26 protein-coding genes and 2 tRNA genes are annotated in these 22,156 nt (G+C 72.6%); 18 read left to right on the forward strand and 10 right to left on the reverse strand.

Annotated features, from left to right (window positions below):
* Positions 1–68 precede the first annotated feature (68 nt).
* Positions 69–908: a serine hydrolase gene (locus ABD126_RS34340; RefSeq protein WP_343938973.1), complete on the reverse strand. Its 840-nt coding sequence runs from the start codon at positions 906–908 to the stop codon at positions 69–71.
* A gap of 16 nt (positions 909–924) precedes the next feature.
* Entirely contained in the window at positions 925–1,650 is a 726-nt protein-coding gene (locus tag ABD126_RS34345) for a Type 1 glutamine amidotransferase-like domain-containing protein (RefSeq protein WP_343938975.1), read from the reverse strand.
* A 47-nt stretch (positions 1,651–1,697) separates the two neighbouring features.
* Here ABD126_RS34345 and ABD126_RS34350 point away from each other — a divergent pair, with 47 nt between their 5' ends.
* The 5 genes from ABD126_RS34350 to ABD126_RS34370 all read left to right on the forward strand — a co-directional run bounded on the left by ABD126_RS34350 (position 1,698) and on the right by ABD126_RS34370 (position 5,689).
* A complete protein-coding gene (locus tag ABD126_RS34350) occupies positions 1,698–2,336 on the forward strand; it encodes a YdcF family protein (RefSeq protein WP_343938977.1) in 639 nt (212 codons plus the stop codon).
* A gap of 109 nt (positions 2,337–2,445) precedes the next feature.
* Complete coding sequence (locus ABD126_RS34355) at positions 2,446–3,690, forward strand: deoxyguanosinetriphosphate triphosphohydrolase (protein WP_343938979.1); 1,245 nt, start codon at positions 2,446–2,448, stop codon at positions 3,688–3,690.
* 55 nt (positions 3,691–3,745) lie between these two features.
* On the forward strand, positions 3,746–3,991 hold the full coding sequence (locus ABD126_RS34360) for a hypothetical protein (protein ID WP_343938981.1): 246 nt from the start codon (positions 3,746–3,748) through the stop codon (positions 3,989–3,991).
* Positions 3,970–5,016: a serpin family protein gene (locus tag ABD126_RS34365; RefSeq protein ID WP_343938983.1), complete on the forward strand. Its 1,047-nt coding sequence runs from the start codon at positions 3,970–3,972 to the stop codon at positions 5,014–5,016. The genes ABD126_RS34360 and ABD126_RS34365 overlap by 22 nt, the downstream gene beginning before the upstream one ends.
* 106 nt (positions 5,017–5,122) lie before the next feature.
* Entirely contained in the window at positions 5,123–5,689 is a 567-nt protein-coding gene (locus ABD126_RS34370) for a carboxymuconolactone decarboxylase family protein (protein ID WP_343938985.1), read from the forward strand.
* Here the strand turns inward: ABD126_RS34370 and ABD126_RS34375 are convergent.
* A complete protein-coding gene (locus ABD126_RS34375) occupies positions 5,686–6,585 on the reverse strand; it encodes a sigma-70 family RNA polymerase sigma factor (protein WP_343939112.1) in 900 nt (299 codons plus the stop codon). The genes ABD126_RS34370 and ABD126_RS34375 overlap by 4 nt on opposite strands.
* A gap of 25 nt (positions 6,586–6,610) precedes the next feature.
* Between ABD126_RS34375 and dnaG the strand changes: the two genes are divergently transcribed.
* The 3 genes from dnaG (at position 6,611) to ABD126_RS34390 (ending at position 9,808) form a co-directional block, all read left to right on the forward strand.
* Complete coding sequence (gene dnaG / locus ABD126_RS34380) at positions 6,611–8,503, forward strand: DNA primase (RefSeq protein ID WP_343938987.1); 1,893 nt, start codon at positions 6,611–6,613, stop codon at positions 8,501–8,503.
* A complete protein-coding gene (locus ABD126_RS34385; protein WP_343938989.1) occupies positions 8,500–9,003 on the forward strand; it encodes a hypothetical protein in 504 nt (167 codons plus the stop codon). Before dnaG ends, ABD126_RS34385 begins: the two co-directional genes overlap by 4 nt.
* Before the next feature lie 64 nt (positions 9,004–9,067).
* On the forward strand, positions 9,068–9,808 hold the full coding sequence (locus ABD126_RS34390; protein WP_343938991.1) for a trans-aconitate 2-methyltransferase: 741 nt from the start codon (positions 9,068–9,070) through the stop codon (positions 9,806–9,808).
* A gap of 79 nt (positions 9,809–9,887) precedes the next feature.
* Here the strand turns inward: ABD126_RS34390 and ABD126_RS34395 are convergent, their stop codons facing one another.
* Positions 9,888–10,121 (reverse strand): hypothetical protein, encoded by a 234-nt coding sequence (locus ABD126_RS34395; protein ID WP_343938993.1) that lies wholly within the window; start codon positions 10,119–10,121, stop codon positions 9,888–9,890.
* A gap of 138 nt (positions 10,122–10,259) precedes the next feature.
* Here ABD126_RS34395 and ABD126_RS34400 point away from each other — a divergent pair.
* The 3 genes from ABD126_RS34400 (at position 10,260) to ABD126_RS34410 (ending at position 11,459) form a co-directional block, all read left to right on the forward strand.
* Positions 10,260–10,331: transfer RNA gene (locus ABD126_RS34400), tRNA-Asn, on the forward strand.
* Between the two features lie 119 nt (positions 10,332–10,450).
* Positions 10,451–11,296: an oxygenase MpaB family protein gene (locus ABD126_RS34405; protein WP_343938995.1), complete on the forward strand. Its 846-nt coding sequence runs from the start codon at positions 10,451–10,453 to the stop codon at positions 11,294–11,296.
* 85 nt (positions 11,297–11,381) lie between these two features.
* Positions 11,382–11,459, forward strand: a tRNA-Ile gene (locus tag ABD126_RS34410).
* 160 nt (positions 11,460–11,619) lie between these two features.
* Here the strand turns inward: ABD126_RS34410 and ABD126_RS34415 are convergent.
* Positions 11,620–12,435 carry an NAD(P)H-binding protein gene (locus tag ABD126_RS34415; protein ID WP_343938997.1) on the reverse strand — a complete coding sequence of 272 codons (816 nt, stop codon included), beginning with the start codon at positions 12,433–12,435 and terminating at the stop codon, positions 11,620–11,622.
* Between the two features lie 102 nt (positions 12,436–12,537).
* Between ABD126_RS34415 and ABD126_RS34420 the strand changes: the two genes are divergently transcribed.
* Complete coding sequence (locus tag ABD126_RS34420) at positions 12,538–12,903, forward strand: winged helix-turn-helix transcriptional regulator (RefSeq protein WP_343939114.1); 366 nt, start codon at positions 12,538–12,540, stop codon at positions 12,901–12,903.
* Here the strand turns inward: ABD126_RS34420 and ABD126_RS34425 are convergent.
* Positions 12,893–13,234, reverse strand: coding sequence for a winged helix-turn-helix transcriptional regulator (locus ABD126_RS34425; protein WP_343938999.1), 342 nt, complete (start codon positions 13,232–13,234; stop codon positions 12,893–12,895). The two genes, ABD126_RS34420 and ABD126_RS34425, sit on opposite strands and share 11 nt — an antisense overlap.
* A gap of 90 nt (positions 13,235–13,324) precedes the next feature.
* Between ABD126_RS34425 and ABD126_RS34430 the strand changes: the two genes are divergently transcribed.
* Positions 13,325–14,176, forward strand: coding sequence for an NAD(P)-dependent oxidoreductase (locus ABD126_RS34430; protein ID WP_343939001.1), 852 nt, complete (start codon positions 13,325–13,327; stop codon positions 14,174–14,176).
* Here ABD126_RS34430 and ABD126_RS34435 read toward each other — a convergent pair.
* Entirely contained in the window at positions 14,163–14,744 is a 582-nt protein-coding gene (locus ABD126_RS34435; protein WP_343939003.1) for a hypothetical protein, read from the reverse strand. The two genes, ABD126_RS34430 and ABD126_RS34435, sit on opposite strands and share 14 nt — an antisense overlap.
* A 189-nt stretch (positions 14,745–14,933) precedes the next feature.
* Complete coding sequence (locus ABD126_RS34440) at positions 14,934–16,022, reverse strand: LCP family protein (protein WP_343939005.1); 1,089 nt, start codon at positions 16,020–16,022, stop codon at positions 14,934–14,936.
* 54 nt (positions 16,023–16,076) lie between these two features.
* Here ABD126_RS34440 and ABD126_RS34445 point away from each other — a divergent pair, with 54 nt between their 5' ends.
* Together ABD126_RS34445 and ABD126_RS34450 are read left to right on the forward strand one after the other, a co-directional pair.
* The gene (locus ABD126_RS34445; protein WP_343939007.1) at positions 16,077–16,481 is read left to right on the forward strand and encodes a DUF6542 domain-containing protein; all 405 of its coding nucleotides are present in this window, start codon (positions 16,077–16,079) and stop codon (positions 16,479–16,481) included.
* Between the two features lie 82 nt (positions 16,482–16,563).
* A complete protein-coding gene (locus ABD126_RS34450; RefSeq protein ID WP_343939009.1) occupies positions 16,564–18,411 on the forward strand; it encodes a bifunctional polysaccharide deacetylase/glycosyltransferase family 2 protein in 1,848 nt (615 codons plus the stop codon).
* A gap of 209 nt (positions 18,412–18,620) precedes the next feature.
* On the opposite strand, the gene ABD126_RS34455 is transcribed toward ABD126_RS34450, so the two are convergent.
* Both ABD126_RS34455 and ABD126_RS34460 read right to left on the reverse strand, forming a co-directional pair.
* Complete coding sequence (locus ABD126_RS34455; RefSeq protein ID WP_343939011.1) at positions 18,621–18,812, reverse strand: ferredoxin; 192 nt, start codon at positions 18,810–18,812, stop codon at positions 18,621–18,623.
* On the reverse strand, positions 18,809–20,008 hold the full coding sequence (locus tag ABD126_RS34460; protein ID WP_343939013.1) for a cytochrome P450: 1,200 nt from the start codon (positions 20,006–20,008) through the stop codon (positions 18,809–18,811). The genes ABD126_RS34455 and ABD126_RS34460 overlap by 4 nt, the downstream gene beginning before the upstream one ends.
* Before the next feature lie 185 nt (positions 20,009–20,193).
* Between ABD126_RS34460 and ABD126_RS34465 the strand changes: the two genes are divergently transcribed.
* The 3 genes from ABD126_RS34465 to ABD126_RS34475 are packed head-to-tail and all read left to right on the forward strand — an operon-like array spanning position 20,194 to position 22,153.
* Positions 20,194–21,066, forward strand: coding sequence for an ABC transporter ATP-binding protein (locus ABD126_RS34465; protein WP_343939116.1), 873 nt, complete (start codon positions 20,194–20,196; stop codon positions 21,064–21,066).
* Positions 21,063–21,917 (forward strand): ABC transporter permease, encoded by an 855-nt coding sequence (locus tag ABD126_RS34470; RefSeq protein ID WP_343939015.1) that lies wholly within the window; start codon positions 21,063–21,065, stop codon positions 21,915–21,917. The genes ABD126_RS34465 and ABD126_RS34470 overlap by 4 nt, the downstream gene beginning before the upstream one ends.
* Entirely contained in the window at positions 21,914–22,153 is a 240-nt protein-coding gene (locus tag ABD126_RS34475; RefSeq protein ID WP_343939017.1) for a helix-turn-helix transcriptional regulator, read from the forward strand. Before ABD126_RS34470 ends, ABD126_RS34475 begins: the two co-directional genes overlap by 4 nt.
* The last annotated feature ends 3 nt before the right edge of the window (positions 22,154–22,156 follow it).

Raw genomic sequence — 22,156 nt, forward strand, 5'->3', positions numbered from 1 at the left:
CCCGGGGGACTCATCCCGCCCGGTCTGTCGGTGCCCCGTGAGACGATCGACTCGGGGGCCGGAGGCCGTCACCCGTGCGGCACGAGAGCCGCCGCCAGGGACTTCGCCACGGCCGTCACGTGGTCGCGCGCCGTGCCCTCGTCCACCCCGCTCTGCGCCGAGAGCAGCGCCACCGCGTACCGCCCCGCCACCACGCCCGCGCTGTGCAGGTACAGCTCGGCGGGGAAGTACCACATCCACCCCTGCTTCGCGTACGCCCCGACACCCGGCGCGAGCAGCCCGAAGTCCTGCTCGAACCCGTCCGCCGCGGTCCGCGGGGCGCTGGACAGCGCCGCCACGAAGAAGTCCCGTTCCGGCTCGGGCAGCGCGGTCAGGGCGTGCCGGTACAGCCGCACCACGTCCGCCGCCGACGTCTCCACGTCACCCCACTGCGAGGCGTCCGCCGGCGCGTGCGTCGCGGTCAACCCGGCCGCCGCGGCCACCCGCTCGACCGCGCCCATCCCGTCGTGCAGCGTCCACAGGGCGTTCATGGCGTCGTCGTCGCTGTCGCTCAACGCCCGCCGCAGCAGGTCGCGGTCCTCCTCGGTCACGTCGCCGCCCAGCACGTCCACCGCGACGACCAGCTTGCTCAGCGACGCCGTCGGGAACGGCACGTCGGCCCGGGACCCGGTCTGCACGCCCGTCGCCAGGTCGAGCACGGCCAGTCCCAGGTCGACGGCCCCCGTGTCGGCCACCGCCCGCGTCACCGCGTCCGCGAGGTCCGGGGCGGCGGGCTCGGCGCGCGGTGCGACGGCGGACTCGGGCGTGCGGGGCGCGGACGCGTCCACCGGCACGGGATCGGCCGCGGTGCACGCGCAGACCAGCGACAACACGCCTACCGCGACCGCCGGCCGCCACCGTCCCACCACACTTCCAGAATCGGGTTCACAACCGGCGGATGTCGAGCGGATCCTCCTGTGCGGTTGCTGAAGAGTCGTCCCGGCGCACCACGTACGCCCCGCCGGACCGCCGCTCGGACAACGCCTCGACCAGCTCGGTGCCCCGGTACAGCAGGCCCGCGCCGTCGTCGGTGCAGTACGTCAGCGGCAGTTCGCCCGCGGCGACGGCGGCGTGGATCGTAGGCCGCCGCAACGCCTCGGTGTCGTAGTGCACGCCGTTGCCGTAGGGCAGGAGCCCGAGCCCGTTGGTGACGATCCGCAGCTCCGGCCCGAACGAGTCGGTCGCGCCGCCCGCGTGCCAGCAGATCGACCCGGCGGACACGCCGCCGAGCACGACACCCGCCTCCCACGCCCGCCGCATGGCGTCGCCGAGGCCGTGCACCGCCCACACGGCGAGCAGGTTCGCGACCGAGCCGCCGCCGACCCAGACGACGTCGTGCTCCAGCAGGAACCCGGCGAGGTCGTCGGTCGGCGGCATGGTGAACAGGTTGAGGTGGTTGACCTCCCACCCGGCGACCCGGCCGGCTTCGGAGACGTCCGCGTTGAACCACCGCTGGTCGCCGTAGGCGGTGCCGACGTGGCACAGCTTCGGCTTGGTGGCTCCGGACAGTTCGACGGCTTCGCGGACCAGGGCACCGAATTCGAGGTTGGTGCGCAGGCCGGCCCGGTAGCCGCCGGAGGTGGCGAGGATGGTGGGTTGCTCTGCGGGCATCCCGCGATCCTCGCAGGCACACGTTCGGGTGTGGAATCATCGTCCGCGTGACCTTCCTGGCCCGACTCCGCCGCTTGGTCCAGCGCACCGTCATCGGGGCCTTGGTGGTCGGGTTCCTCGTCGTGGGCGGTACCGCGTTCCGCGTCTGGCAGGTGGCCCGCGAGGACGACCGCACGCACGCCGACATGGCCGTGGTGCTCGGCGCCGCCCAGTACAACGGGGTGCCCTCGGAAGTCCTGGAGGCCCGCCTGGAGCACGCGCGCCGCCTGTACCAACAGGGGGTCGTGAAGTTCATCGCCACGACCGGCGGCCGGCAGCCCGGTGACAACTACACCGAGGGCCAGGCCGGGCGGCTGTGGCTGGAGGACAAGGGCGTGCCCGGCGACCGCATCCTGGAGGTCGGCGAGGGCACGGACACGCTGGGCAGCATCCGGGCGCTGGGCGTCCAGGCGCGGGCGAAGTCGCTCAAGACGGCCGTGATCGTGTCCGACCCGTGGCACTCGCTGCGCGCCCGCACGATGGCCGAGGACGAGGGCTTGGACGCGTGGACGTCGCCGACGCGCAGCGGGCCGAACGTGCAGACGCGCGAGACGCAGTTGTTCTACATCCGCCGCGAGACCGGAGCGCTGCTGTACTACCACCTGATGAAGGCCCCGGTGGACGTGTTCGACGGGATCACGCTGTAGGTCGTGCCCGCCCGACCCACCGGGCGCGCCCGATCCGCCGGCCGCGGGCAAGCCGCCGGCCGCGGGCGAGCCGCGTGTGGCGGGTGGGGTGGCCGCTTACCCTGGATGAATGAGCGGCGGTTACACCGGACACGACTTCGCCCGTCTGCTGCCCGAGGGTCCGAAGCAGGCCGCCGTCCCCGGGGCCCGGGCCGAGCGGCGCACGCCGTTCGCGCGGGACCGGGCCCGGGTGCTGCACTCCGCCGCGCTGCGCCGGCTCGCGGGCAAGACGCAGGTCGTCGGGCCCGGTGAAGGAGCCGAGGTCACCGGTGTGCCGCGGACGCGGCTCACGCACTCGCTCGAAGTCGCCCAGATCGGCCGCGGCATCGGCGAGGAGCTGGGGTGTGATCCCGATCTCGTCGACACCGCCGGCCTCGCGCACGACATCGGCCACCCGCCGTTCGGGCACAACGGGGAACGCGCGCTCGACGAACTCGCCGGCCCCTGCGGCGGGTTCGAGGGCAACGCCCAGACCCTGCGCATCCTGACCCGGCTGGAACCCAAGACCGCCAAGGGTCTCAACCTCACCCGCGCCTGCCTCGACGCCGCCACCAAGTACCCGTGGCCGCGCCGCGCCGGACAGGTCAAGTTCGGTGTCTACGAGGACGACCTCCCGGTGTTCCGGTGGGTCCGCGAGGGCGCGCCGGACGGTCGGCGGTGCCTGGAGGCGCAGGTGATGGACTGGGCCGACGACGTCGCGTACTCCGTGCACGACGTGGAGGACGGCGTCCTGGCGCACCGGATCTCCTTGTCCTCGCTGGGAGATCCGGAGGAGCGGGCCGCGATCGCGGAGTTGGCCGCCAAGCACTTCTGCGACGAGCCGGTGTCGGCGTTGGAGGCCACGGCGGCCGAACTGCTGACGCTGCCGGTGATCGCCGACCTCACCGACTACGACGGCTCGCTGCGCGCGCAGGTCGCGTTGAAACGGCTCACCAGCGAGCTGGTCGGCCGGTTCGCGTCGGCGGCGGTGGGCGCGACGCGCGAGGAGTACGGCGACGGGCCGTTGTCGCGGTACCACGCCGACCTGGTGGTGCCGAAGCTCGTCGCGGCGGAGGTGGCGCTGCTCAAGGCGGTCGCCGTGCGGTACGTGATGAGCGACCCGCAGCGGTTGGAGGTGCAGGCGCGGCAACGGGAACTCCTGGCCGAGCTGGTGTGGCGCCTGCTCGACCGCGCGCCCGACGCGCTGGACCCGGCCTTCCTCCCGGCGTGGGAGGCCGCGCCGGACGACGCCGCCCGCCTGCGCGTGGTCGTCGACCAGGTCGCGCTGCTGACCGACGCCCAGGCCATCGCCTGGCACGCCGCGCGGTGCGGTTGAGCCGGGTGGCGGAAGGCCCCACCGCGGCGGTGTGACCGGTGGCACACTCGGGTGCATGGCCGAGGAGTCCACGCGACCGCCGGGCCGACCGTGGCCGTGGCGCAGACCGAGCCGGGACCCCGTGTTCGCGGGAGACTTCCCGGACGACCCGTGGTGGGACGATCCCGACGACGGGTCGGCGGGCGTCCGCGAACCCCGCCACCCCCGCCCGCCCGGGCCGACGAGCGGCGCGGGCGAGCGTCCGATCCCGGACGACCCCACAGCGGTGAAGGAGACCCAGTGCCTGATCGAGCGCACCTGACGTTCGCCCTCCGGCTCCACGACGCCATCGCGCCCGATCGGCGGCACAACGCGTGCTGGTCGCCGTACTCGGTGGCCAGCGCGCTGGGCCTGCTCACCGCCGCCGCGCGCGGTCGCGCGCAGGAGGAGCTGACCGCCCTGCTGGGACCGGACAACGCCAAGCTGCTCCAGGCCTCCGGCCCCGGCGACGACGCGGAGTTCGCCGTCGCCAACACCCTCTGGGCCAGCGACGAACTGCCGCTGGAGGAGGGCTTCCTGGTCGACCTGTCCGGCTGGCCGGGCGCGAAGGTCGCCGAGGCGCCGTTCCGCGCCGACCCCGAGGGCACGCGCCGGCTGATCAACGCCGACGTCGCCGACACCACCCGCGGTCTCATCCCCGAGCTGCTCGAACCGGGCACCGTCCGGCCGGACATGGTGTCCGCGCTGGTGAACGCCCTCTACCTCAAGTGCGCGTGGACTGAGGAGTTTCCCGAGCACGACACCGTGCCGCGCCCGTTCCGCGGCGCCGGCGACGTCGCGACCATGCGGCTGGAGGCCAACCTCCGCTACGCCCGGGCCGCCGGCTGGGAGGCGGTGGCGCTGCCCGCGCGCGGCGACGTCGAGGCCGTCGTCCTGCTGCCCGAAGCCGACCTGGGCGCGACCGACGGCGTGCCCGACGTCCTGGCCGCCCTGGAGTGGCAGCGGATCGAGCTGTTCCTGCCCAAGCTGGACCTCAAGGTCGGCACGACCCTCGGCGACGCGTTGCGCGCGACCGGGGTGCGGACCGTGTTCACCCCCGCCGCCGACCTCACCGGCCTGAGCCCGGACCCGCGCCTGTGCGTGGACGAGGTCGTGCACGAAGCCGTGCTGCGCGTGGACGAGCAGGGGTTCGAGGGCGCGGCGGCCACCGCGGTGATGATGCGGCTCACCTCGATCGTCGAGCACCCGCCTGCCCGGACCGTCCGCGTCGACCGCCCGCACCTGCTGCTGGTGCGCCACTCCGGGACCGGCGCGATCTACTTCCTGGCCCAGGTCGCCGCACCCTGACCACGGCTATGACCTTCGTCACGCCGGTACCGGGCACCCGAGGGTGTCACGTTCCCGGCGGCCGTCCCGTCCCCGGTGTGCAACCACTTGAGGACGAGGAGGGGACATGCCCAGGATCCCGGCGGTCACCACGAAGCAGGCCGGCCCGCTGCTCAAGGCCGTGTACTGGTTCTCCAAGCGCAAGTTCGGCGCGGTCCCGGAGCCCGTCGCCGTGGCGGCCCACCACCACAAGCTGATGATGGCCAGCGCACGGCACGAGATGGGCGTCGAGCGGGCGGCGAAGGTGCTGCCGCTGGAACTGCGGGAGCTGGTCGTCTACGCGACGGCGGTCAAGCTGGGCTGCTCGTGGTGCGTGGACTTCGGCAAGATGCTGATCAAGCACGCGGGCCTGGACATCGACCGGCTCAAGGAGATCCACGACCACGCGAACTCCGACCGGTACACCGAGGTCGAGAAGCTCGCGCTCGCCTACGTGGACGCCATGACCGACACCCCGACCGCCGTCACCGACGAGCAGGTCGCCGAGCTGGACCGGCGGCTGGGCCACGACGGCGTGGTGGAGCTGACCTACCTGATCGCCCTGGAGAACATGCGGGCCCGCATGAACTCGGCGCTGGGCATCGTGGACCAGGGCTTCACCTCGGGCGACGCGTGCAAGGTCCCCATGCCTTAGAAGTCCACGTGCCTGAGCTTGTCCGGGTTGGCGAAGTCGTAGAACGCGGCCACCTTGCCGTCCTTGAGCACCACCGCGCTGACCCGGGCGGCGAGGTCGGGCCGGGCCCGGAACTTCAGGCCCACATCGCCGTTGACCAGGACCGGCTCGCCCTGGTCGAGACCGCCGTACTTGCGCAGCAGACCCAGCAGGAACCGGGCGACCTTGTCGCGGCCGGTGACCACGTTGACCGCCGTCCGGGACTTCCCGCCGCCGTCGCCGACCACGACCGCGTCGGGGTGCAGCAGGCTGATGACCGCTTCGGTGTCGCCGCTGTGCAGGGCCGCCAGGAACTTCTCCAGGACCTCGCGCTGCTCGTCCAGCGCCACCCGGGGCGGCGGGGGCGACACGGCGGCGGCGCGGCGGCCTCGGGAGGCGTGCTGGCGGGCGGTGGCGACCGTGCAGCCCAGAGTGGCGGCGATCGAGTCGAACGGCACGCCGAACGCGTCGTGCAGCACGAAGGCCACCCGCTGCTCCGGGGTGAGCTTGTCCAGCAGGACCAGGGCGGCCATGCGGACGCCGTCGTCGCGCACCACGGCGTCCAGCGGGTCGTCCTCCGAGGACGTGACCAGCGGTTCGGGCAGCCACTGCCCGACGTACTTCTCCCGGCGCACCGCGGCCGAGCGCAGCCGGTCCAGGCAGATCCGGCCCACCACGGTGGTCAGCCACGCCCGCAGGTCCGCGATCTCCGCGCGGGCCCGGTCGGGCAGGCCGGCCAGGCGCAGCCAGGCCTCCTGGACGGCGTCCTCGGCGTCGGCCACGCTGCCGGTGAGCCGGTAGGCGACGCCGACCAGGTGGGACCGGTGTCCGGTGAAGTCGTCGGCCAGGGTCTCGTCGGCGGCGGTCACGACCCCCAGTCTGCCGGCACTAGACTCGGTCGACGTGGCAGGACGAATCCGGGACAGCGACATCGCGCTGGTGCGGGAGCGCAGCCGGATCGACGACGTGGTGGGCGACCACGTCTCGCTGCGCCGCGCCGGCGGTGGCGCGTTGAAGGGGCTGTGCCCGTTCCACGACGAGAAGTCGCCGAGCTTCAACGTCCGCCCCTCGCACGGCACGTTCCACTGCTTCGGCTGCGGCGAGGGCGGCGACGTGATCGCCTTCGTGATGAAGATCGAGCACCTCGGCTTCGTGGAGGCGGTGGAGCGCCTCGCCGACCGCGCGGGCATCCAGCTGACCTACGAGGGCGGCGGGGCGACCGTCCAGCGCGACCGGGGCACCCGGTCCCGGCTGCTGGAGGCGCACCGGGCCGCCGCCGAGTTCTACGCCGAGCAGCTCGCGTCCCCGGAGGCGGTGCAGGCGCGGGAGTTCCTGGCGCAGCGCGGGTTCGACGAGGCCGCCGCGCGGGTGTTCGGCTGCGGGTTCGCCCCCGGCGGCTGGGACAAGCTCACCAAGCACCTGCTCGGGCGCGGGTTCGAGCTGACCGAGCTGATCAAGGCGCAGCTGACCAAGGAGGGCCGGCAGGGGCCGATCGACCGGTTCCACCGCCGCCTGCTGTGGCCGATCCGCGACCTCGGCGGCGAGGTCGTCGGCTTCGGCGCGCGCCGGATCTTCGACGACGACCCGATCCAGGCCAAGTACCTCAACACCAGCGAGAGCCCGATCTACAAGAAGTCCCAGGTGCTGTTCGGCCTGGACCTCGCCAAGCGGGAGATCGCCAAGCGCCGCCAGGCCGTGGTGGTCGAGGGCTACACCGACGTGATGGCCATGCACCTGGCGGGCGTGCCGACGGCGGTCGCGTCGTGCGGCACGGCCTTCGGCGCGGACCACATGACCGTGCTGCGCCGCCTGTTGATCGACGACGACCTCAACGGCGAGGTGATCTTCACCTTCGACGGCGACGCGGCGGGCCAGAAGGCGGCGCTCAAGGCGTTCGAGGGCGAGCAGCAGTTCTCCGCGCAGACCTACATCGCGATCGCGCCCGACGGCATGGACCCGTGCGAGCTGCGCCAGGCCAAGGGCGACGTCGCCGTGCGGGACCTGGTCGCGCGCCGCACCCCGCTGTTCGAGTTCGCGATCAAGACCCAGTTGCAGACCTACGACCTGGACTCGGTGGACGGCCGCGTCGAGGCGCTGAAGAAGATGGTGCCGTTCGTCGCCCAGATCAAGGACCGCGCCAAGCGGGACGGTTACGCGACCAAGCTCGCCTGGTGGGTCGGTTGGGACGACGAGGCCACCGTGGTCAAGCGGGTCCGCGAGGTCGCCAACGGGCGTGCTCCCGCGAAGGGCCGGCCGCGGCCGGTGGACCCGAACCAGGGCGCGCTGGCCGTCGAGGTGGACGGCCCGACCCGGCCCGACCCGCGCGACCCCCGGCTGTGGCACCAGCGCGAGGCCGTGAAGTCCGCGCTGCAACTGCCGGAGATGGCCGGGCCGTACTACGACTCGCTGCCCGACGAGGCCTTCACCCACCCCGTGTACCTGGCGCTGCACCAGGCGATCCGGGAGGCGGGCGGCGCGTCCGGCGGCCTGTCCGGACCGGCGTTCGTGGACGCGGTGAGCCGCAACTGCCACCAGCAGGTCGTGCGGTCGGTGCTGACCGAGCTGGCCGTCGAGCCGTTGCAGGTGCGGGCGGAGGACGAGTACCGGTACGTGCAGAGCGTGCTGACCCGGTTGCAGCAGCTGCTGGTGGCCGCGCAGATCGTGGAGATCAAGTCGCGGCTGCGGCGGGTGTCGCCGGTCGAGGAGGCCGACGAGTACCGGGCGCTGTTCGGCGACCTGATCGCCTTGGAGGCCTACCACAAGGAACTCGGCGAGCAGGCGGTGAGCGGGCTGTGAGGGGTGTGCTGCGGCGGCTGTTCGGGTCGGGCGCGCCGGACGGGTTCACCGGGGCGTTGGAGCGCGACGAGCACGTGCTGGCGTCGGCGGCGGTCGGGAACGGGTTCCTGGTGGCGACCTCGCTGGGGCTGTGGCTGCCCGGTCCGCGCCGCGTCGGGTGGCACCTGGTCAGCAAGGCCGTCTGGCGCGGCGGCGCGCTGAGCGTGGTCGAGGCGGTCGAGGACGGGCGCGCCGGGGACGCCGTGGTGCTGCGGGACCTGGACGCGGTGCGGTTCGCGCTGGAGTCGCCCGGGAAGGTGCCCGAGGTGGTGCACGCGCGGGTGACCGGGTCGATCAAGGTCAGCGAGCGGCGCGACGACCTGCGGGCGTGGTTCGTGCAGCGCAAGGTGCCCGGGTCGGGGCTGGTGCTCCAGGTCCGGCCGGACGCCGGCGCGGACACCGAGGAGCTGCGGGAGATCGCGGCGGAGGTGGCCCGCAAGATCGCAGCCTTGCGGGGGTAGCCCTCACTAGCAGTACAAGCGTACGGTGTCCGTACGTCCGTACTGTTATTCCGGGGGTGCCTGCATGTGGGATCCGGCCGATTACCTGGCTTTCGCCGACCACCGCGCGCGGCCGTTCCACGAGCTGGTGGCGCGCGTCGGGGCGCGGTCGCCGCGTCGGGTGGTCGACTTGGGGTGCGGTCCGGGGAACCTGACCGTGACGCTGGCGCAGCGGTGGCCGGCGGCGGGGGTCGAGGCGTTGGACTCGTCGCCGGAGATGGTCGCCGAGGCGCGTGCGCGGGGGCTGGCGGCGCGGGTCGGGGACGTGGCCGCGTGGCGGCCCGCCGAGGACACCGACGTCGTGATCACCAACGCGGTGTTGCAGTGGGTGCCGGGGCACGAGGAGTTGCTGCGGCGGTGGGTGGCCGAGCTGCCGGCCGGGGCGTGGCTCGCGATGCAGGTGCCGGGGAACTTCGCGGGGCCGTCGCACGAGATCCTGCGGGAGCTGGGGGCGCAGCTGTGCCCGCACGTGGAGCTGCGCGAGTCGCCGGTGCTCGACCCGGCCGGGTACGCGGAGGTGTTGGGCGCGGCTGAGGTGGACGCCTGGGAGACGACCTACCTCCAGCGGCTGACCGGGGCCGACCCCGTCCTGGAGTGGATCACCGGCACCGCCCTGCGGCCCGTGCGCGCGGCCCTGGACGACGCGGCGTGGGCCGAGTTCCGCGAACGCCTGGCGCCCCGGCTGCGTGCGGCCTACCCGCGGCGGGCGGACGGCACGACGTGGTTCCCGTTCCGGCGGGTGTTCGCGGTCGCGCACGTCCGCTGACGCCGAGCCGCCCGCCGGGCACCTCGGGGGTGCACCCGGCGGGCGGCCGTTGATCGACCGGTGGTCGAAGGCGTGCCGGTCAGGCCCGGGGGATCACCGGGTCGCGGCGGTGGCCGTTGGCGTTCGAGGCCTGGCGGGGCTTCCCGAAGCCGGTCTTCTCGCTCACCTTCGCGCGGACGATCCCGGCCGCACCCTGGACCGCCGGGTGGTCGGCGAGGGAGCGGTACGCGCGGACGATCTGGTCGTACCGCTCCCGGCCGGCCCGGGCGCCCAGGACGTAGCCGACGGCCGCGCCGAGCAGGATGCCCTTCATGAGGTCTCCTCTCCTCCCATCGTGCCTGGTCACACCCATCCTGCCGGAAAAGGGAGGGGGGTGTTCGCAAGCACTCTTCCGCATGCGCTAGAGTTACGTCCTGTCGGGCCGAGAGGCCCGGCCGAGACAACCGAACATTCCCCCATAGCTCAACGGCAGAGCATTCGACTGTTAATCGAAGGGTTACTGGTTCGAATCCAGTTGGGGGAGCGCGATGGCAGCCCCAGGTCACCTGACCTGGGGTTTCGTCGTCTCATGGGTCAGGGGTACCCGCGCGTCACCCGTTTGTCACACGTTCCGGGCCGGTTTCTGCCGGCAGGCTTCGCCGCATGCCGGACCGCTTCGCCAACCGTCGCCTGATCGAGTCACTGGACCCCGAGCGCGACCACCAGCGCATCATGCGGCTGTCGTCGGGGTACGAGTTCCCGTGGGACTACGTGCGGTCCCTGGAGTTCGCCCTGTTCAAGACCTACTGCGTGCCGTCGATCTCGCGGCTGCTCGCCGAGACCGGCGAGTTCGAGCACCGGCCGCAGAAGCGCTACGACGACACGGCCCTGCTCATGGCCGAACTGGTGGACCACGGCTACGACTCGCCGCGCGGCAAGGAGGCGCTGCGAGTGGTCAACCGGCTGCACGGGCGGTACGACATCGACAACGACGACATGAAGTACGTGCTGTCCACGTTCGTCTACGAGCCGATCGACTGGCTCGACCGGTTCGGGTGGCGGCCGTTGACCGAGCAGGAACGGCTGGGGGCGTACCACTTCTACCGGGCAGTGGGCGACCGGATGGCGATCAGGGGCGTGCCGGACACCTACGAGGGGTTCCGGGCGTTCAAGCGGGAGTACGAGGAGAGCCGGTTCGGCTACAGCGACACCAACCGCCGGATCGGCCAGTACACGCTGGACCTGTTCTGCTCCTGGTACCCGCTTCCGCGCTCGTGGACATCCGCGGCGGTGCGGGCGATGCTGGACGACCGGATGATCGAGTCCTTCGGCTTCACCCCGGCCCCGGCCCTGGTCACCCGCCTGGCCGCCGTGGCGCTGCGCCTGCGCGCCCGAGCCGTCCGCCACCTCCCACCCCGCCGAACCCCGCGCCTGACCAACGACCCGGACAACCGCACGTACCCCGGCTACCCGACCGGCTACCGCCCGTCCGACCTCGGCGCCCCGTAGCGGCCGGCACACAGCTTGGTCACGTGCTGCCGGGTTGCTGAGACGCGGGGGCGGCTGATCTGTACTCTCCTGAACCGCACGTCAGGGGGCTGTAGCTCAGCTGGTCAGAGCAGCGGACTCATAATCCGTCAGGTCGTGGGTTCGAACCCCACCGGCCCCACCAGGCACGGCTCGGTCGAAGGGCGGTTCCACGCGGGTCACCCGCGGAACCGCCTTCGCTCGTGTGCGCTCGCACGGGTCGGTGACCGCGCGGGCTTGTGCCAGTCCGCCGCCGCCCGCGCCGACCTGCCCTGGGGCGCGGGAGACGGTCCTTGCGGCCCCGGCTACTTGAACGCCACCACGTTGCGCCGCACCCAGTCCGTGAACGGCCGGGCCGGGCGGTCCAACACCGATTCCACGTCCGGGTTCACCGACTGCTCCAGCGGCGTCGGGGTGCCGAGCAGGTCCAGAGTCGTCTCGACCACCGGCTCCGGCATGTGCCGCAGCATCCCCGCCTTCGCCTCCGCCCGGCTCAGTTCCACGAACTCCACCGGCTCGCCCAACGCCTCGCCGATCGCCGCCACCTGCTGCCGGGGCGTGATCGCCGCCGGACCGGTCAGGACGTACGACCGGCCGGCGTGGGACTCGGAGCGCAGGACGGCCGCCGCCACGTCCGCGATGTCGGACGTGTGCACCACCGGCAGCGCCACGTCGCCGAACGGGGCGGCGGCCGTGCGGGACGTGCTGATGGGTTGCGCCCACTGGAAAGCGTTGCTGGCGAACGCACCCGGCTGAAGCACCGTCCACTCCAGACCCGACGACCGCACCGCCTGCTCGATGCCGTCCGGGTGCCTGCCCGTCGCCACGCCCTGCGACGAGAGCAGCACCACCCGGCGCACGCCCGCCGCCCGGACCACGTCCACCACGTCGCCGAACGCCGCGCCGGAACCCAGGTAGTCCGGGGACGTCAGCAGGAACACCGCCGACGCGCCCACCAGCGCCGGCGCGAGCGACGCCGGGTCCGTCAGGTCCGCGCGGCGGTGGGGGACGCCGGTGACGCCGGTCCCGCGGGACACCGCCACGACCTCCTCGCCCGCCGCCGCCAGGGTCTCCACCAGGGGCCTGCCCACGTTGCCCGTCGCACCGGTCACCACGATCATCTTCGACTCCCTCGACGTTCTCGATCTTCCGAGGGCGAAGCTACTATCCTGGGGTTAGTAGGTACCTAGAGGAAAGTGACGGGTGAAGTGACCAGGGACACACTGCGCGCCGACGTTCCGCCCGAGCTGGCCTGCCCGATCGCGCCCGTCGTGGACCTCGTGTTCAGCCGGTGGACCACGCCGATCCTGTGGGCGCTCAACGAGTTCGGCCGGCAGCGGTTCGTGGAGCTGGAACGGCGGATCACGACCATCAGCCCCAAGGTGCTCACCCAGCGGTTGCGGCAACTGGAACGCGACGGGCTCGTCACCCGCACCTACCACGCCGAGGTGCCGCCGCGCGTCGAGTACGAGATCAGCGACCTCGGGCGCAGCCTCGCGCCGCTGTTCGCGACCATCGCCGAGTGGTCGGTCAACCTCGACGCCGTCGAGCGGGCGCGCCGCGACTACGACGCCCGGGTCAAGCGTTAGCCCGCAACGACTCGATGCGCGCCCGGTGCCGCGCGCCCCACGCGCCCAACGGCCCCAGCGCCTCGTTGAGCGAACGGCCGAACTCCGTCAGCGAGTACTCGACCCGCGGCACGGTCTCGTCGTACTCGTGGCGCGTCACGATCTCGTCGGCCTCCAGTTCGCGCAACTGCTCGGTGAGCACCTTCACGCTCACCCCGGGCAGCTCCCGCTTCACCTCGCCGAACCGCTTGGTGCCCGTGGACAACGCCCACAGGATCAGCACCTTCCACTTGCCGCCGACCACGTCCAGCGCCGCGTCGATCCCGCACACGTAAGGCCGCTTCCGCACCACCGCTGAACCGCCCCCCGGTTACACAAAGGTAAGTGGTCACCATTTTGTGCGTACTTGATGAGTCTAAGCGCCCGCGCCGACGATGAAGCCGTGACCAACGAACGAGAAAAGGTGACCGTGCTGGGCCTCGGCCTGATGGGCACGGCACTCGCCACCGCCTTCCAGCGCGCCGGGCACCCCACGACCGTGTGGACCCGATCGGACCGTCCCGGCCCCGAGGGCACGACCCGCGCGCGCACCGCGGCGGAGGCCGTCGACGCCGGCCCGATCGTCGTGGCGTGCGTGCTCGACTACCGCGCCGTCGAACAGACCCTGCCCGCGGACCTCTCCGGCAAGGTCGTCGTCAACCTCACCACCGGCACCCCGGACCAGGCGCGCGAGATGGCCGCCGAGGTCGGGAAGCGCGGCGGGCGCTACCTCGACGGCGGCATCATGACCACGCCGCCCGCCGTCGGCACACCGGCGGCGACGATCCTCTACTCCGGCCCGGCCGACCTCTACGCCGAGCACGAGAACGTCCTCCAAGTGCTGGGCGCCGCGACCTTCGTCGGCGAGGACCCCGGGTTCGCGGCGCTGTTCGACACCGCGCTGCTGACGATCATGTACGCCGGCCTGACCGGCTACCTCACCGCGACCGCGCTGGTGGACCGGGAGGGCGTGCCGGCCAAGGCGTTCCTGCCCATGGCGCAGGGCATGCTCGGCACGGTGGCGTCGTTCCTGCCCGCGATGGCCGACCAGGTGGACAGCGGCGACTTCACCAGCCGGGAGGCCCGGCTGGACATGCAGATCTCCGCCGCCGACCACCTGGTCCACGCCACCCGGGACCGCGGCGTCGACACCACGCTGCTGACCTACGTGAAGAGCCTCATCGAACGGGCCGTGGCGGCCGGGCACGGCGGCTCGGACTACCCCGCCGTGATCGAGGTGCTCAGGAAGGGGTGACCGCGCCGGGCGCGCCGGCGGCGGCCGGCGCCGCGGCTTCGGCCTCCGCGCCCACCGGGACGAGTTGGCACTGCGTGAGGTTCACGCGGTCGCCGAGGTCCTGGCCCACGTAGTAGGCGGGGGTCACGAGGGTCTCGTCCCACACCGCGCCCGCCGGGCCGCCCTTGTAGTCGTTGTAGAGCAAGCCGTCCACGATGGCGAACCGCGCCGTGTACGCCGACGCGCGGTAGTACCAGAACGTCGCCTTGAGGGCCAGGTGGTTGCCGTCGGCCCGGATCAGCCACTTCGACCAGCCGCGCTGGTCGGTGTCCTCCAGCTTGAACTGGCAGGCGTTCTCCAGCCACGTGCGCATGCAGATGTAGTCCCAGAAGGACGTGCTCGGGTTCGGGCCGACCGGGTGGAAGTAGCCGAACGCGTTCGTGCCGTCCTGGGTGAGGAACTGGGCGCGGAAGTAGTACCAGGTGTCGGCGTCGACCACGGTCAGCTGCCCGGCGGGCGGGTCGAGGGGTTCGCCTTCGGGGATGAACGGGCGGTCGTGCTCGGACGGGGATCTCTGCTGGTCGGACATGGGACTCACCCTTTCGAACCGGCGTTGCGGAGAAGGCGCGTCGAAGTCGGTGGCGCGGACGGCTGTTCGCCGGGGAGTCCGCGCCACCGGGCGTCCTTCGAGGTGGTCCACGAAGAGTGCGCGCGCACCCCGGCCGGGGCAAGGGCGCGGGACCGTTGTCACCCGGCCGTGGCGGTGGGCGGTGTCCGGTTAATCCACACAGGGGATGCCGTCGGCCGGTGGTGGCGGAGAAGGGCTGGTCGGGGCGGGTTTCGACGCCGTCGTGGACGGCTTGGGCGCGATCAGGCGACCCAGGGTGATGCCCACGGCGGTGTGCATCGCCTCCCGCCCGTCGGCCTCCGGCGTGCCGGTGATCGGCAGGGTGGTGAACCGGACGCCGGTGACCCGCCGGGCCGCGTCCAGCACGTCCCAGCCCTCGGAGAGCACGACGTTGCGCTTGGCCACGTCCACCACCGGGCCCAGGGCGGCCGGGCCCTGCTCGCGGACCCGGAGCAGCACCGCCTTCAGGAACGCCTGCTGCCGCCGGGTCCGGTCCAGGTCGCCGTGGCGCAGGCCGTGCCGCTGCCGCACGAACGCCAGCGCCTGCGCCGCGTCCAGCCGCTGCCTGCCCGCCGGGAAGTCCGCGCCGGAGAACTCGCGGTCCGCGGTCGCCGCGTTCAGGCACACGTCCACGCCGTGCAGCGCCTCGGCCAGGTGGTAGAAGCCGGTCAGGCTCAGCTCGGCGAACGCGTCCACCGGCACGCCCAGGAACTCCCGCACCGTCGCCACCTGCGCCCGCCGCCCGGCCTCGCGGCCCAGCCACTCAAGCTCCGCCGCGTCGTGCCCGCCCTCGGCGACCAGCCGGCGCTCCTCGTCCTCCTTGGCCCGCCCGTAGGCCTCCTTGATCTTCTCCCGCGGCGAGCCCTCGACGCCGTGCAGCACGGCGTAGTTGTCGCGCGGCACGGACATCGCCGTCGCGGGCGACCCGTCGTCCGGGATGTGCACCAACATCAACGTGTTCGCGTTGTAACCGCCCCGGTCCACGTCGCCCGCGTGCAGCATCTCCAGCACCTCGTCCGGCGGCGGGTTGCCGTCCAGGTCCCGCCGCGTGGTCAGGCCCATGAGCAACACGTTCAGCCCGTCCGCCGAGCGCGGGGCGTCCTCCGGGATCGCCCGCGACCGGCGCAGACCGGTGTCCAGGTCGTGATAAGTGGTCCAGGCCACTCCGGACCCGGCCAACACCGCCACCGCCAGCGCGATCCACGCGATCCGCGCCACGACCAGTGAGAACTCCCGCACCGACCACACCCCCGTCGCGTAGCCTATGGCCGTTGAGACGCTGGGGGACGCACGGTGGTTGACCGGATCTCACACCTGCCGAGCCTCGCCGCGCTCGCGGTGGCCGGGGTGTTCGCGGGGATCGGCGTCTGGGTGGACGGCGAGCGACCCGGGTGGCTCTTCGGCGTCTTCCTGGTGGCCGGCTCGGTGGTGGCGGCGGCCGTCGTGCGGCCCGTGGGGCTGTGGACGGTGGTCCCGGCGCCGCCGGTGCTGTGCGCGGCGCTCGTGGTGGGCGGGGCCGCTCTGGGTGGGAAGTCGTTGCGGGAGTTGGTGATCTCGTCCGCGCCGCTGGTGGTGCGGACGTTCCCGTCGATGGCGGCGGCGGTGGCGGCCGGTGTCGTCGTCGCGGTGGTGCGTGTGGGGGGAACGTGGTGGCAAAGCAGGTCTTCGTCGACGAGACGGGCAGACGCCGGGGACTGATGGGTGTGGTCGGCGTCGCGGTGGCGGCGTCGTTGCTGGGGTTGGCGTTGGTGATCCTCGCCACCGTGGTGGGGCAGGCGGGGTGAGGTCGCACTGGGTCTCGCTGCTGGTGGGGCTGGCGTTGTTGTTGGGGGCGTTGAGCTTCCACGCGTACGCGACGGCCGTGCCCCCGGCCTCGCCGCGGGCCGCGGCGCCGGCCGAGCCGGTGCCTCCGGGCACGGTGGCGCTGGTCTTCCACGGCGGCCCGGACCCGCGGTACACGCCCCGGTTGCTGGACCGGTTGGCGGCGCGGAAGGTGCGGGCGACGTTCTTCGTCGTGGGGTCGGCGGTCAACCGGTACCCGGAGCTGGTGCGCCGCATGGTCGCCGAGGGGCACGAGGTCGGGGTCGGGGCGTTCCGCGCCGGGCCGGACTCCTCGTGGGACGGCGCGTTCAGCCGGGCGGCGCTGGCGGCGGTCGCCCCGGTCCACAGTGGACTGTCTGAGGCCGATCCGGACACCGTCGACGTCGAGGTGCGCGACCCCGAGGCGGTCCTGGCCGCCACGGACGTCGGCCGGGCCGTGCGGCTGCACGTCACCAGCAGCGCGCCCGGCGTGGTCGACCTGCTCGCCGACCGGTACCCGGGGCACCGGTTCGTCGGGCTGGGCGCGGCGACCGGGCGGGCCGAGGTGGTGGAGGCCGGGTTCGGGCAGCGGGTGACCGGGCACGCGCTGGCGCTCGCCCAGCGGCACGGCGGGACGGCCGTGGTGGTGCTCGGGGTGCTCAGCGCGATCGTGGCGGTGTTGGCGTTGCTGCGGACCGTCATGCAGCTGGGGTTGGCGCACACGTCGCGGCGGTTGCGGCGGGTCGACGCGGTGGTGGACGTGGAGCACGCGCCGCCGGTGTCCGTGGTCGTGCCCGCCTACAACGAGTCGGCCAACATCGTCGCCGCGGTGACGTCGATCGCGGCGTCGCGGCACCCGGCCCCGGTCGAGGTGGTGGTGGTCGACGACGGGTCCACCGACGGGACCGCCCGGCTGGTCGAGGACCTCGGGCTGCCCGGGGTGCGGGTGCTGCGGCAGGAGAACGCCGGCAAGCCGGCGGCCCTGAACGCGGGCATCGCGGCGGCCCGGCACGACGCGCTGGTGCTGGTGGACGGCGACACGGTGTTCGAGCCGGACACGGTGAGCAAGGTCGTCCGGCCGCTGGGGGCGGACGGCGTCGGCGCGGTGTCGGGGAACGTGAAGGTCGCCAACCGCGGCGGGGTGTTCGGGCGGTGGCAGCACCTGGAGTACTGCGCGGGGTCCAACCTGGACCGGCAGATCCTCAACGCGCTGGGCTGCCTGCCGACCATCCCCGGCGCGATCGGGGCGTTCCGGCGGGAGGCGTTGGCGGAGGTCGGCGGGATCAGCGCCGAGACGCTCGCCGAGGACACCGACGTGACGATGGCGATCACCCGCGCCGGGTGGCGGGTGGTGTACGAGCCGGGGGCGCGGGCGTGGACCGAGGTGCCCACGGGTGTGCGCGGGCTCTACCGGCAGCGGTACCGGTGGTCGTACGGGACGTTCCAGTCGATGTGGAAGCACCGTGCGGCGCGGGGGCGGATGGGCCGGCTCGGGCTGGTCTACCTGCTGCTGTTCCACGTGGTGCTGCCGTTGCTGGCGCCGGCGTTGGACGTCTTCGTGGTCTACGGGGCGTTCATCGCGGACGCGCCCTGGGCGCTGGTGGTGTGGGCGCTGTTCCTGGTCATGCAGACGGTGAGCGCCGGGTACGCGCTGCGGCTGGACGGCGAGTCGCTGCGACCGTTGTGGACGTTCCCGCTGCAACAGCTCGCCTACCGGCAGCTGACGTACCTGGTGGTGGTGAAGTCGCTGGTCACGGCGTTGCACGGGACGCCGGTGCGGTGGCAGTCGGTGGGCCGGACCGGGTTGGCCGAAGTGGGGACGCGCTAGCCGGGGCGGCGGCGCTCGCGCGACCGGCCGGACCGCCGGGGGCCGATGACCGGCCGAACCGCCGCTGGCCGATGACCGGCCGAACCGCCGCTGGCCGATGACCGGCCGAACCGCCGCTGGCCGGCGACGGGCCGAACCGCCGCTGGCCGGCGACCCCGGCCGGACCGCCGGAGGCCCGGGACGCGTCGCGCCCCGGGCCCCGGTCATTCCTACTCGATCACCTTGATGGCCCCCGCCGGGCACAGGTGGGCGGCCTCGCGGGCCTCCCGCTCGTGCCCGACCGGTTCGGCGGTCAACAGGACCACCGTGCCGTCGTCCTCCGACTGGTCGAAGACCGCCGGGTCGGTCAGGGCGCACATGCCCGAACCGGCGCAGCGCTCCGGGTCCACCTCGATCCTCATGAGAACGCCACCGGCAGCTTGTGCACGCCGTAGATGGCCATGTCGTCCCTCATCGGCACCTCCTCCGCGGGCACCGCCAGGCGCAGGTCCGGGAACTCCCGGAACAGGGCCGTGAAGCCCACCCGCATCTCGATGCGCGCCAACTGCTGGCCCAGGCACTGGTGCACACCGTGCCCGAACGCCACGTGACCCGTCGCCGGGCGGTGGATGTCGAACTCCTCCGGGTGGTCGAACTTCGCCGGGTCCCGGTTCGCCGTCGGGATGTGGACGTTGACCGAGTCCCCGGCCTTGATGGTGACGCCGCCCAGCTCGACGTCCTCCAGCGCGACCCGCGTGGTGCCGAACTGGACGATGGACAGGTAGCGCATCAGCTCCTCGACCGCGTTGTCGACCAGGGACGGGTCGTCCCTCAACGCGGCCAGCTGCTCCGGGTGGTTGAGCAGCGTGAGCGTGCCGATGCCCAGCATGTTCGCCGTCGTCTCGTGGCCGGCGACGAGCAGGAGGAGGCCCATGTTGGCGACCTCCTCGTCGGTCAGCTCGCCGGTCTCGATCAGGCCGGTGAGCATGTCGTCGCCCGGGTCGTCGTGCTTGCGCCGCACCAGGTCGGCGACGAAGCCCTCGATCCGCTCGAACGCCGCCCTGATCTCCTCGAAGTCGTGGGTCAGGGTGAACGACGTCCGGGTGTCCCGCTGGAACGACTCCCGCTCCTCGTAGGGCACCCCCAGCAGCTCGCAGATCACCATCGAGGGCACCGGCAGCGCGAACGCCTCCACCAGGTCCGCGCCCGGGCCCTGCGCCCGCACGTCGGCCAGGTGGTCGCGCACGATGGCCTCGATCCGGGGGATGAGCTGGTTCATCCGCCGGACGGTGAACTGGCCGGTCAGCAACCGGCGGTACTTCGCGTGGTCCTGGCCGTCCATGTTGATGAACATGCCCGGCTTGGCCGGCGGCTGCCGCGGGATCGGCTTGCCGCCCGCGCGGATCGGCGAGCGCTGGAGTTCGGCCCGGTTGCTGAACCGGTTGTCCGCCAGCACCTCCCGCGCGAGCGCGTGGGTCGTCACGAGCCAGCCCAGGTGGCCGTCCGGGAACGAGATCCTGGTGATCGGCTCGCTCTCGCGCAACACCCCCAGTGCGACGGGCGGGTCGAACGGTGAACTGCGCGTGGTGGGCAGTTCGGGGTACAGCGTTTCGGTCATCTCGCACACCTCCCAGTGCGTCAGGGACCTGCTTCGCAAGCTACAGAAGATTCACGAACCCGTGAAGTAAATAAGCCGTAAGTGAATCGAGCTAGTACGGCTCGTAGTACATGTGCTACAAAATGGCCGACAACTTCGACAGGGGGAGGTGACCGGCCTTGGTCATCGAGGTGCGCGACCTGCGGATGCGCTACGGCACCGCGGACGTGCTGCACGGGGTGGACTTCGCGGCCGAACGCGGTGAGGTGGTCGCGCTGCTCGGGCCCAACGGGGCGGGCAAGACCACGACGATCGAGATCCTGGAGGGCTTCCGGATGCGCTCCGCGGGCCACGTCCGGGTGCTGGGCGTGGACCCGGCCAAGGGCGACGAGCTGTGGCGCGCGAAGCTGGGCGTGGTGCTCCAGTCGTGGCGCGACCACGCCCGGTGGAAGGTCCGCGAGCTCCTGGACCACCTCGGCCGCTACTACGCGCCCTACAGCACCCCCGAACGGACCCGTCCGTTCGACACCGACGAGCTGATCAAGACCGTCGGCCTGGAGGAGCACGCGCACAAGAAGTCCGGCAAGCTCTCCGGCGGCCAGCGCCGCCGGCTGGACGTGGCGATCGGCATCGTCGGCAAGCCGGAGCTGCTGTTCCTGGACGAGCCGACCGCGGGCTTCGACCCGCACGCCCGCCGCGAGTTCCACGACCTGGTGCACCGGCTGTCCGACCTGGAGGGCATGACCATCCTGCTCACCACCCACGACCTGGCCGAGGCGGAGAAGCTCGCCGACCGCATCCTGGTGCTCGCGGGCGGGAGGATCATCGCCGACGGCAGCCCCGACCAGCTCAGCCGCCAGGTCGAGGGCCAGTCCGAGGTGCGCTGGACGCAGGACGGCACGCGGCACGTCCACGCCACCGACGACGCGACGGCGTTCGTGCGCGCCCTGCTGGGGCAGCACCCCACCGGCATCTCGGAGCTGGAGGTGCGGCGCAGCACGTTGGAGGACACGTACCTGGAGCTGGTGCAGCGGTTCGAGAGCGGCCAGATGGCCGGCCGGGAGGTGGCGGCGCTGTGAACCCGACGACGCACGCGGTCCGGCTGGGCCTCCAGCGCGGCTGGACGGAGTTCCGCCACTCGCTGGGCAGCTCCGACCAGGTCTACAACCTGTTCATCGCCATCGCCTACACCCTCGTGCTGTTCTTCCAGCGCGACTCCGGGGTGGACGGCACCACGCTGTCCCTCGCCGCGCTGTCGCTGCCCGGCATGATCGGCGCGTCGGTCGCGTTCGGCGGCCTGGTCGGCCCGGCGGGCCAGCTGTCGCTCAACCGCGAGGACGGCACCCTGCTGCGGGCCAAGGCGGTGCCCAACGGCATGGTCGGCTACGTCGTCGGCCGGGTCGTCCAGACGTCGCTGGACATCTTCTTCGGCCTGGTCGTCGGCATCCTGCCCGCGTTGATCCTGATCCCGGACCTGACCGACGCGGGCTTGGCCGGGTGGCTCGCGGTGCTGCCCGTGCTGGTGCTGGGCCTGGCGGCGACCCTGCCGTGGGGCGCGATCGCGGGGTCGCTCGCGAAGAGCCCGCAGGGCGCGATGGGCTTCACGATGTTGCCGATGATGGGGGTGGTCGCGATTTCGGGCATCTTCTACCCGATCCACGCGTTGCCGGGGTGGTTGCAGGGCCTGGGCCAGGTCTTCCCGGTGTACTGGGTGGGGCTGGGCGCGCGGTCGGCGCTGCTGCCGCACGAGGCGGCGGCGGCCGAGATCGGCGGGTCGTGGCGCACGCTGGAGATGGTGGGCGTCCTGGGGGTGTGGGCGGTGGTCGGGTTCCTGCTCGCGCCTACGATCCTGCGACGGATGGCCCGCCGCGAGTCGGGCGCGGACATGGAGCAACGCCGGCAAGCGGCGTTGCAGAGGGGCATGGGGTGAGCGAGACCGTCTACAACCGGATCGCGATGCTGCGCGCCGAGCGCGGCGTCTCCCGCCGGCAACTCTCCGAGGCCCTGGGCATCCACTACCAGACCGTGGGTTACCTGGAGCGCGGCGAGTACAGCCCGAGCCTCCACCTCGCGCTGCGCATCGCGCGGTACTTCGAGGTGCCGGTGGAGGTGGTCTTCTCCACCGACCCGTTCCCGAGGCTGGGCAGCGGCGAACGATCCGCCTGAAGA

Source organism: Saccharothrix mutabilis subsp. mutabilis (assembly GCF_039521145.1).
Classification (GTDB): Bacteria; Actinomycetota; Actinomycetes; order Mycobacteriales; family Pseudonocardiaceae; genus Actinosynnema; species Actinosynnema mutabilis.

Excerpts from the sequence above, each read along its gene's own strand:
- ABD126_RS34345 (WP_343938975.1), bottom strand. The coding sequence starts at position 1,650 with ATGCCCGCAGAGCAACCCACCATCCTCGCCACCTCCGGCGGCTACCGG.
- ABD126_RS34355 (WP_343938979.1), top strand. The coding sequence starts at position 2,446 with ATGAGCGGCGGTTACACCGGACACGACTTCGCCCGTCTGCTGCCCGAG.
- ABD126_RS34360 (WP_343938981.1), top strand. The coding sequence starts at position 3,746 with ATGGCCGAGGAGTCCACGCGACCGCCGGGCCGACCGTGGCCGTGGCGC.
- ABD126_RS34370 (WP_343938985.1), top strand. The coding sequence starts at position 5,123 with ATGCCCAGGATCCCGGCGGTCACCACGAAGCAGGCCGGCCCGCTGCTC.
- ABD126_RS34390 (WP_343938991.1), top strand. The coding sequence starts at position 9,068 with ATGTGGGATCCGGCCGATTACCTGGCTTTCGCCGACCACCGCGCGCGG.
- ABD126_RS34395 (WP_343938993.1), bottom strand. The coding sequence starts at position 10,121 with ATGAAGGGCATCCTGCTCGGCGCGGCCGTCGGCTACGTCCTGGGCGCC.
- ABD126_RS34405 (WP_343938995.1), top strand. The coding sequence starts at position 10,451 with ATGCCGGACCGCTTCGCCAACCGTCGCCTGATCGAGTCACTGGACCCC.
- ABD126_RS34415 (WP_343938997.1), bottom strand. The coding sequence starts at position 12,435 with ATGATCGTGGTGACCGGTGCGACGGGCAACGTGGGCAGGCCCCTGGTG.
- ABD126_RS34435 (WP_343939003.1), bottom strand. The coding sequence starts at position 14,744 with ATGTCCGACCAGCAGAGATCCCCGTCCGAGCACGACCGCCCGTTCATC.
- ABD126_RS34455 (WP_343939011.1), bottom strand. The coding sequence starts at position 18,812 with ATGAGGATCGAGGTGGACCCGGAGCGCTGCGCCGGTTCGGGCATGTGC.
- ABD126_RS34460 (WP_343939013.1), bottom strand. The coding sequence starts at position 20,008 with ATGACCGAAACGCTGTACCCCGAACTGCCCACCACGCGCAGTTCACCG.
- ABD126_RS34465 (WP_343939116.1), top strand. The coding sequence starts at position 20,194 with ATGCGCTACGGCACCGCGGACGTGCTGCACGGGGTGGACTTCGCGGCC.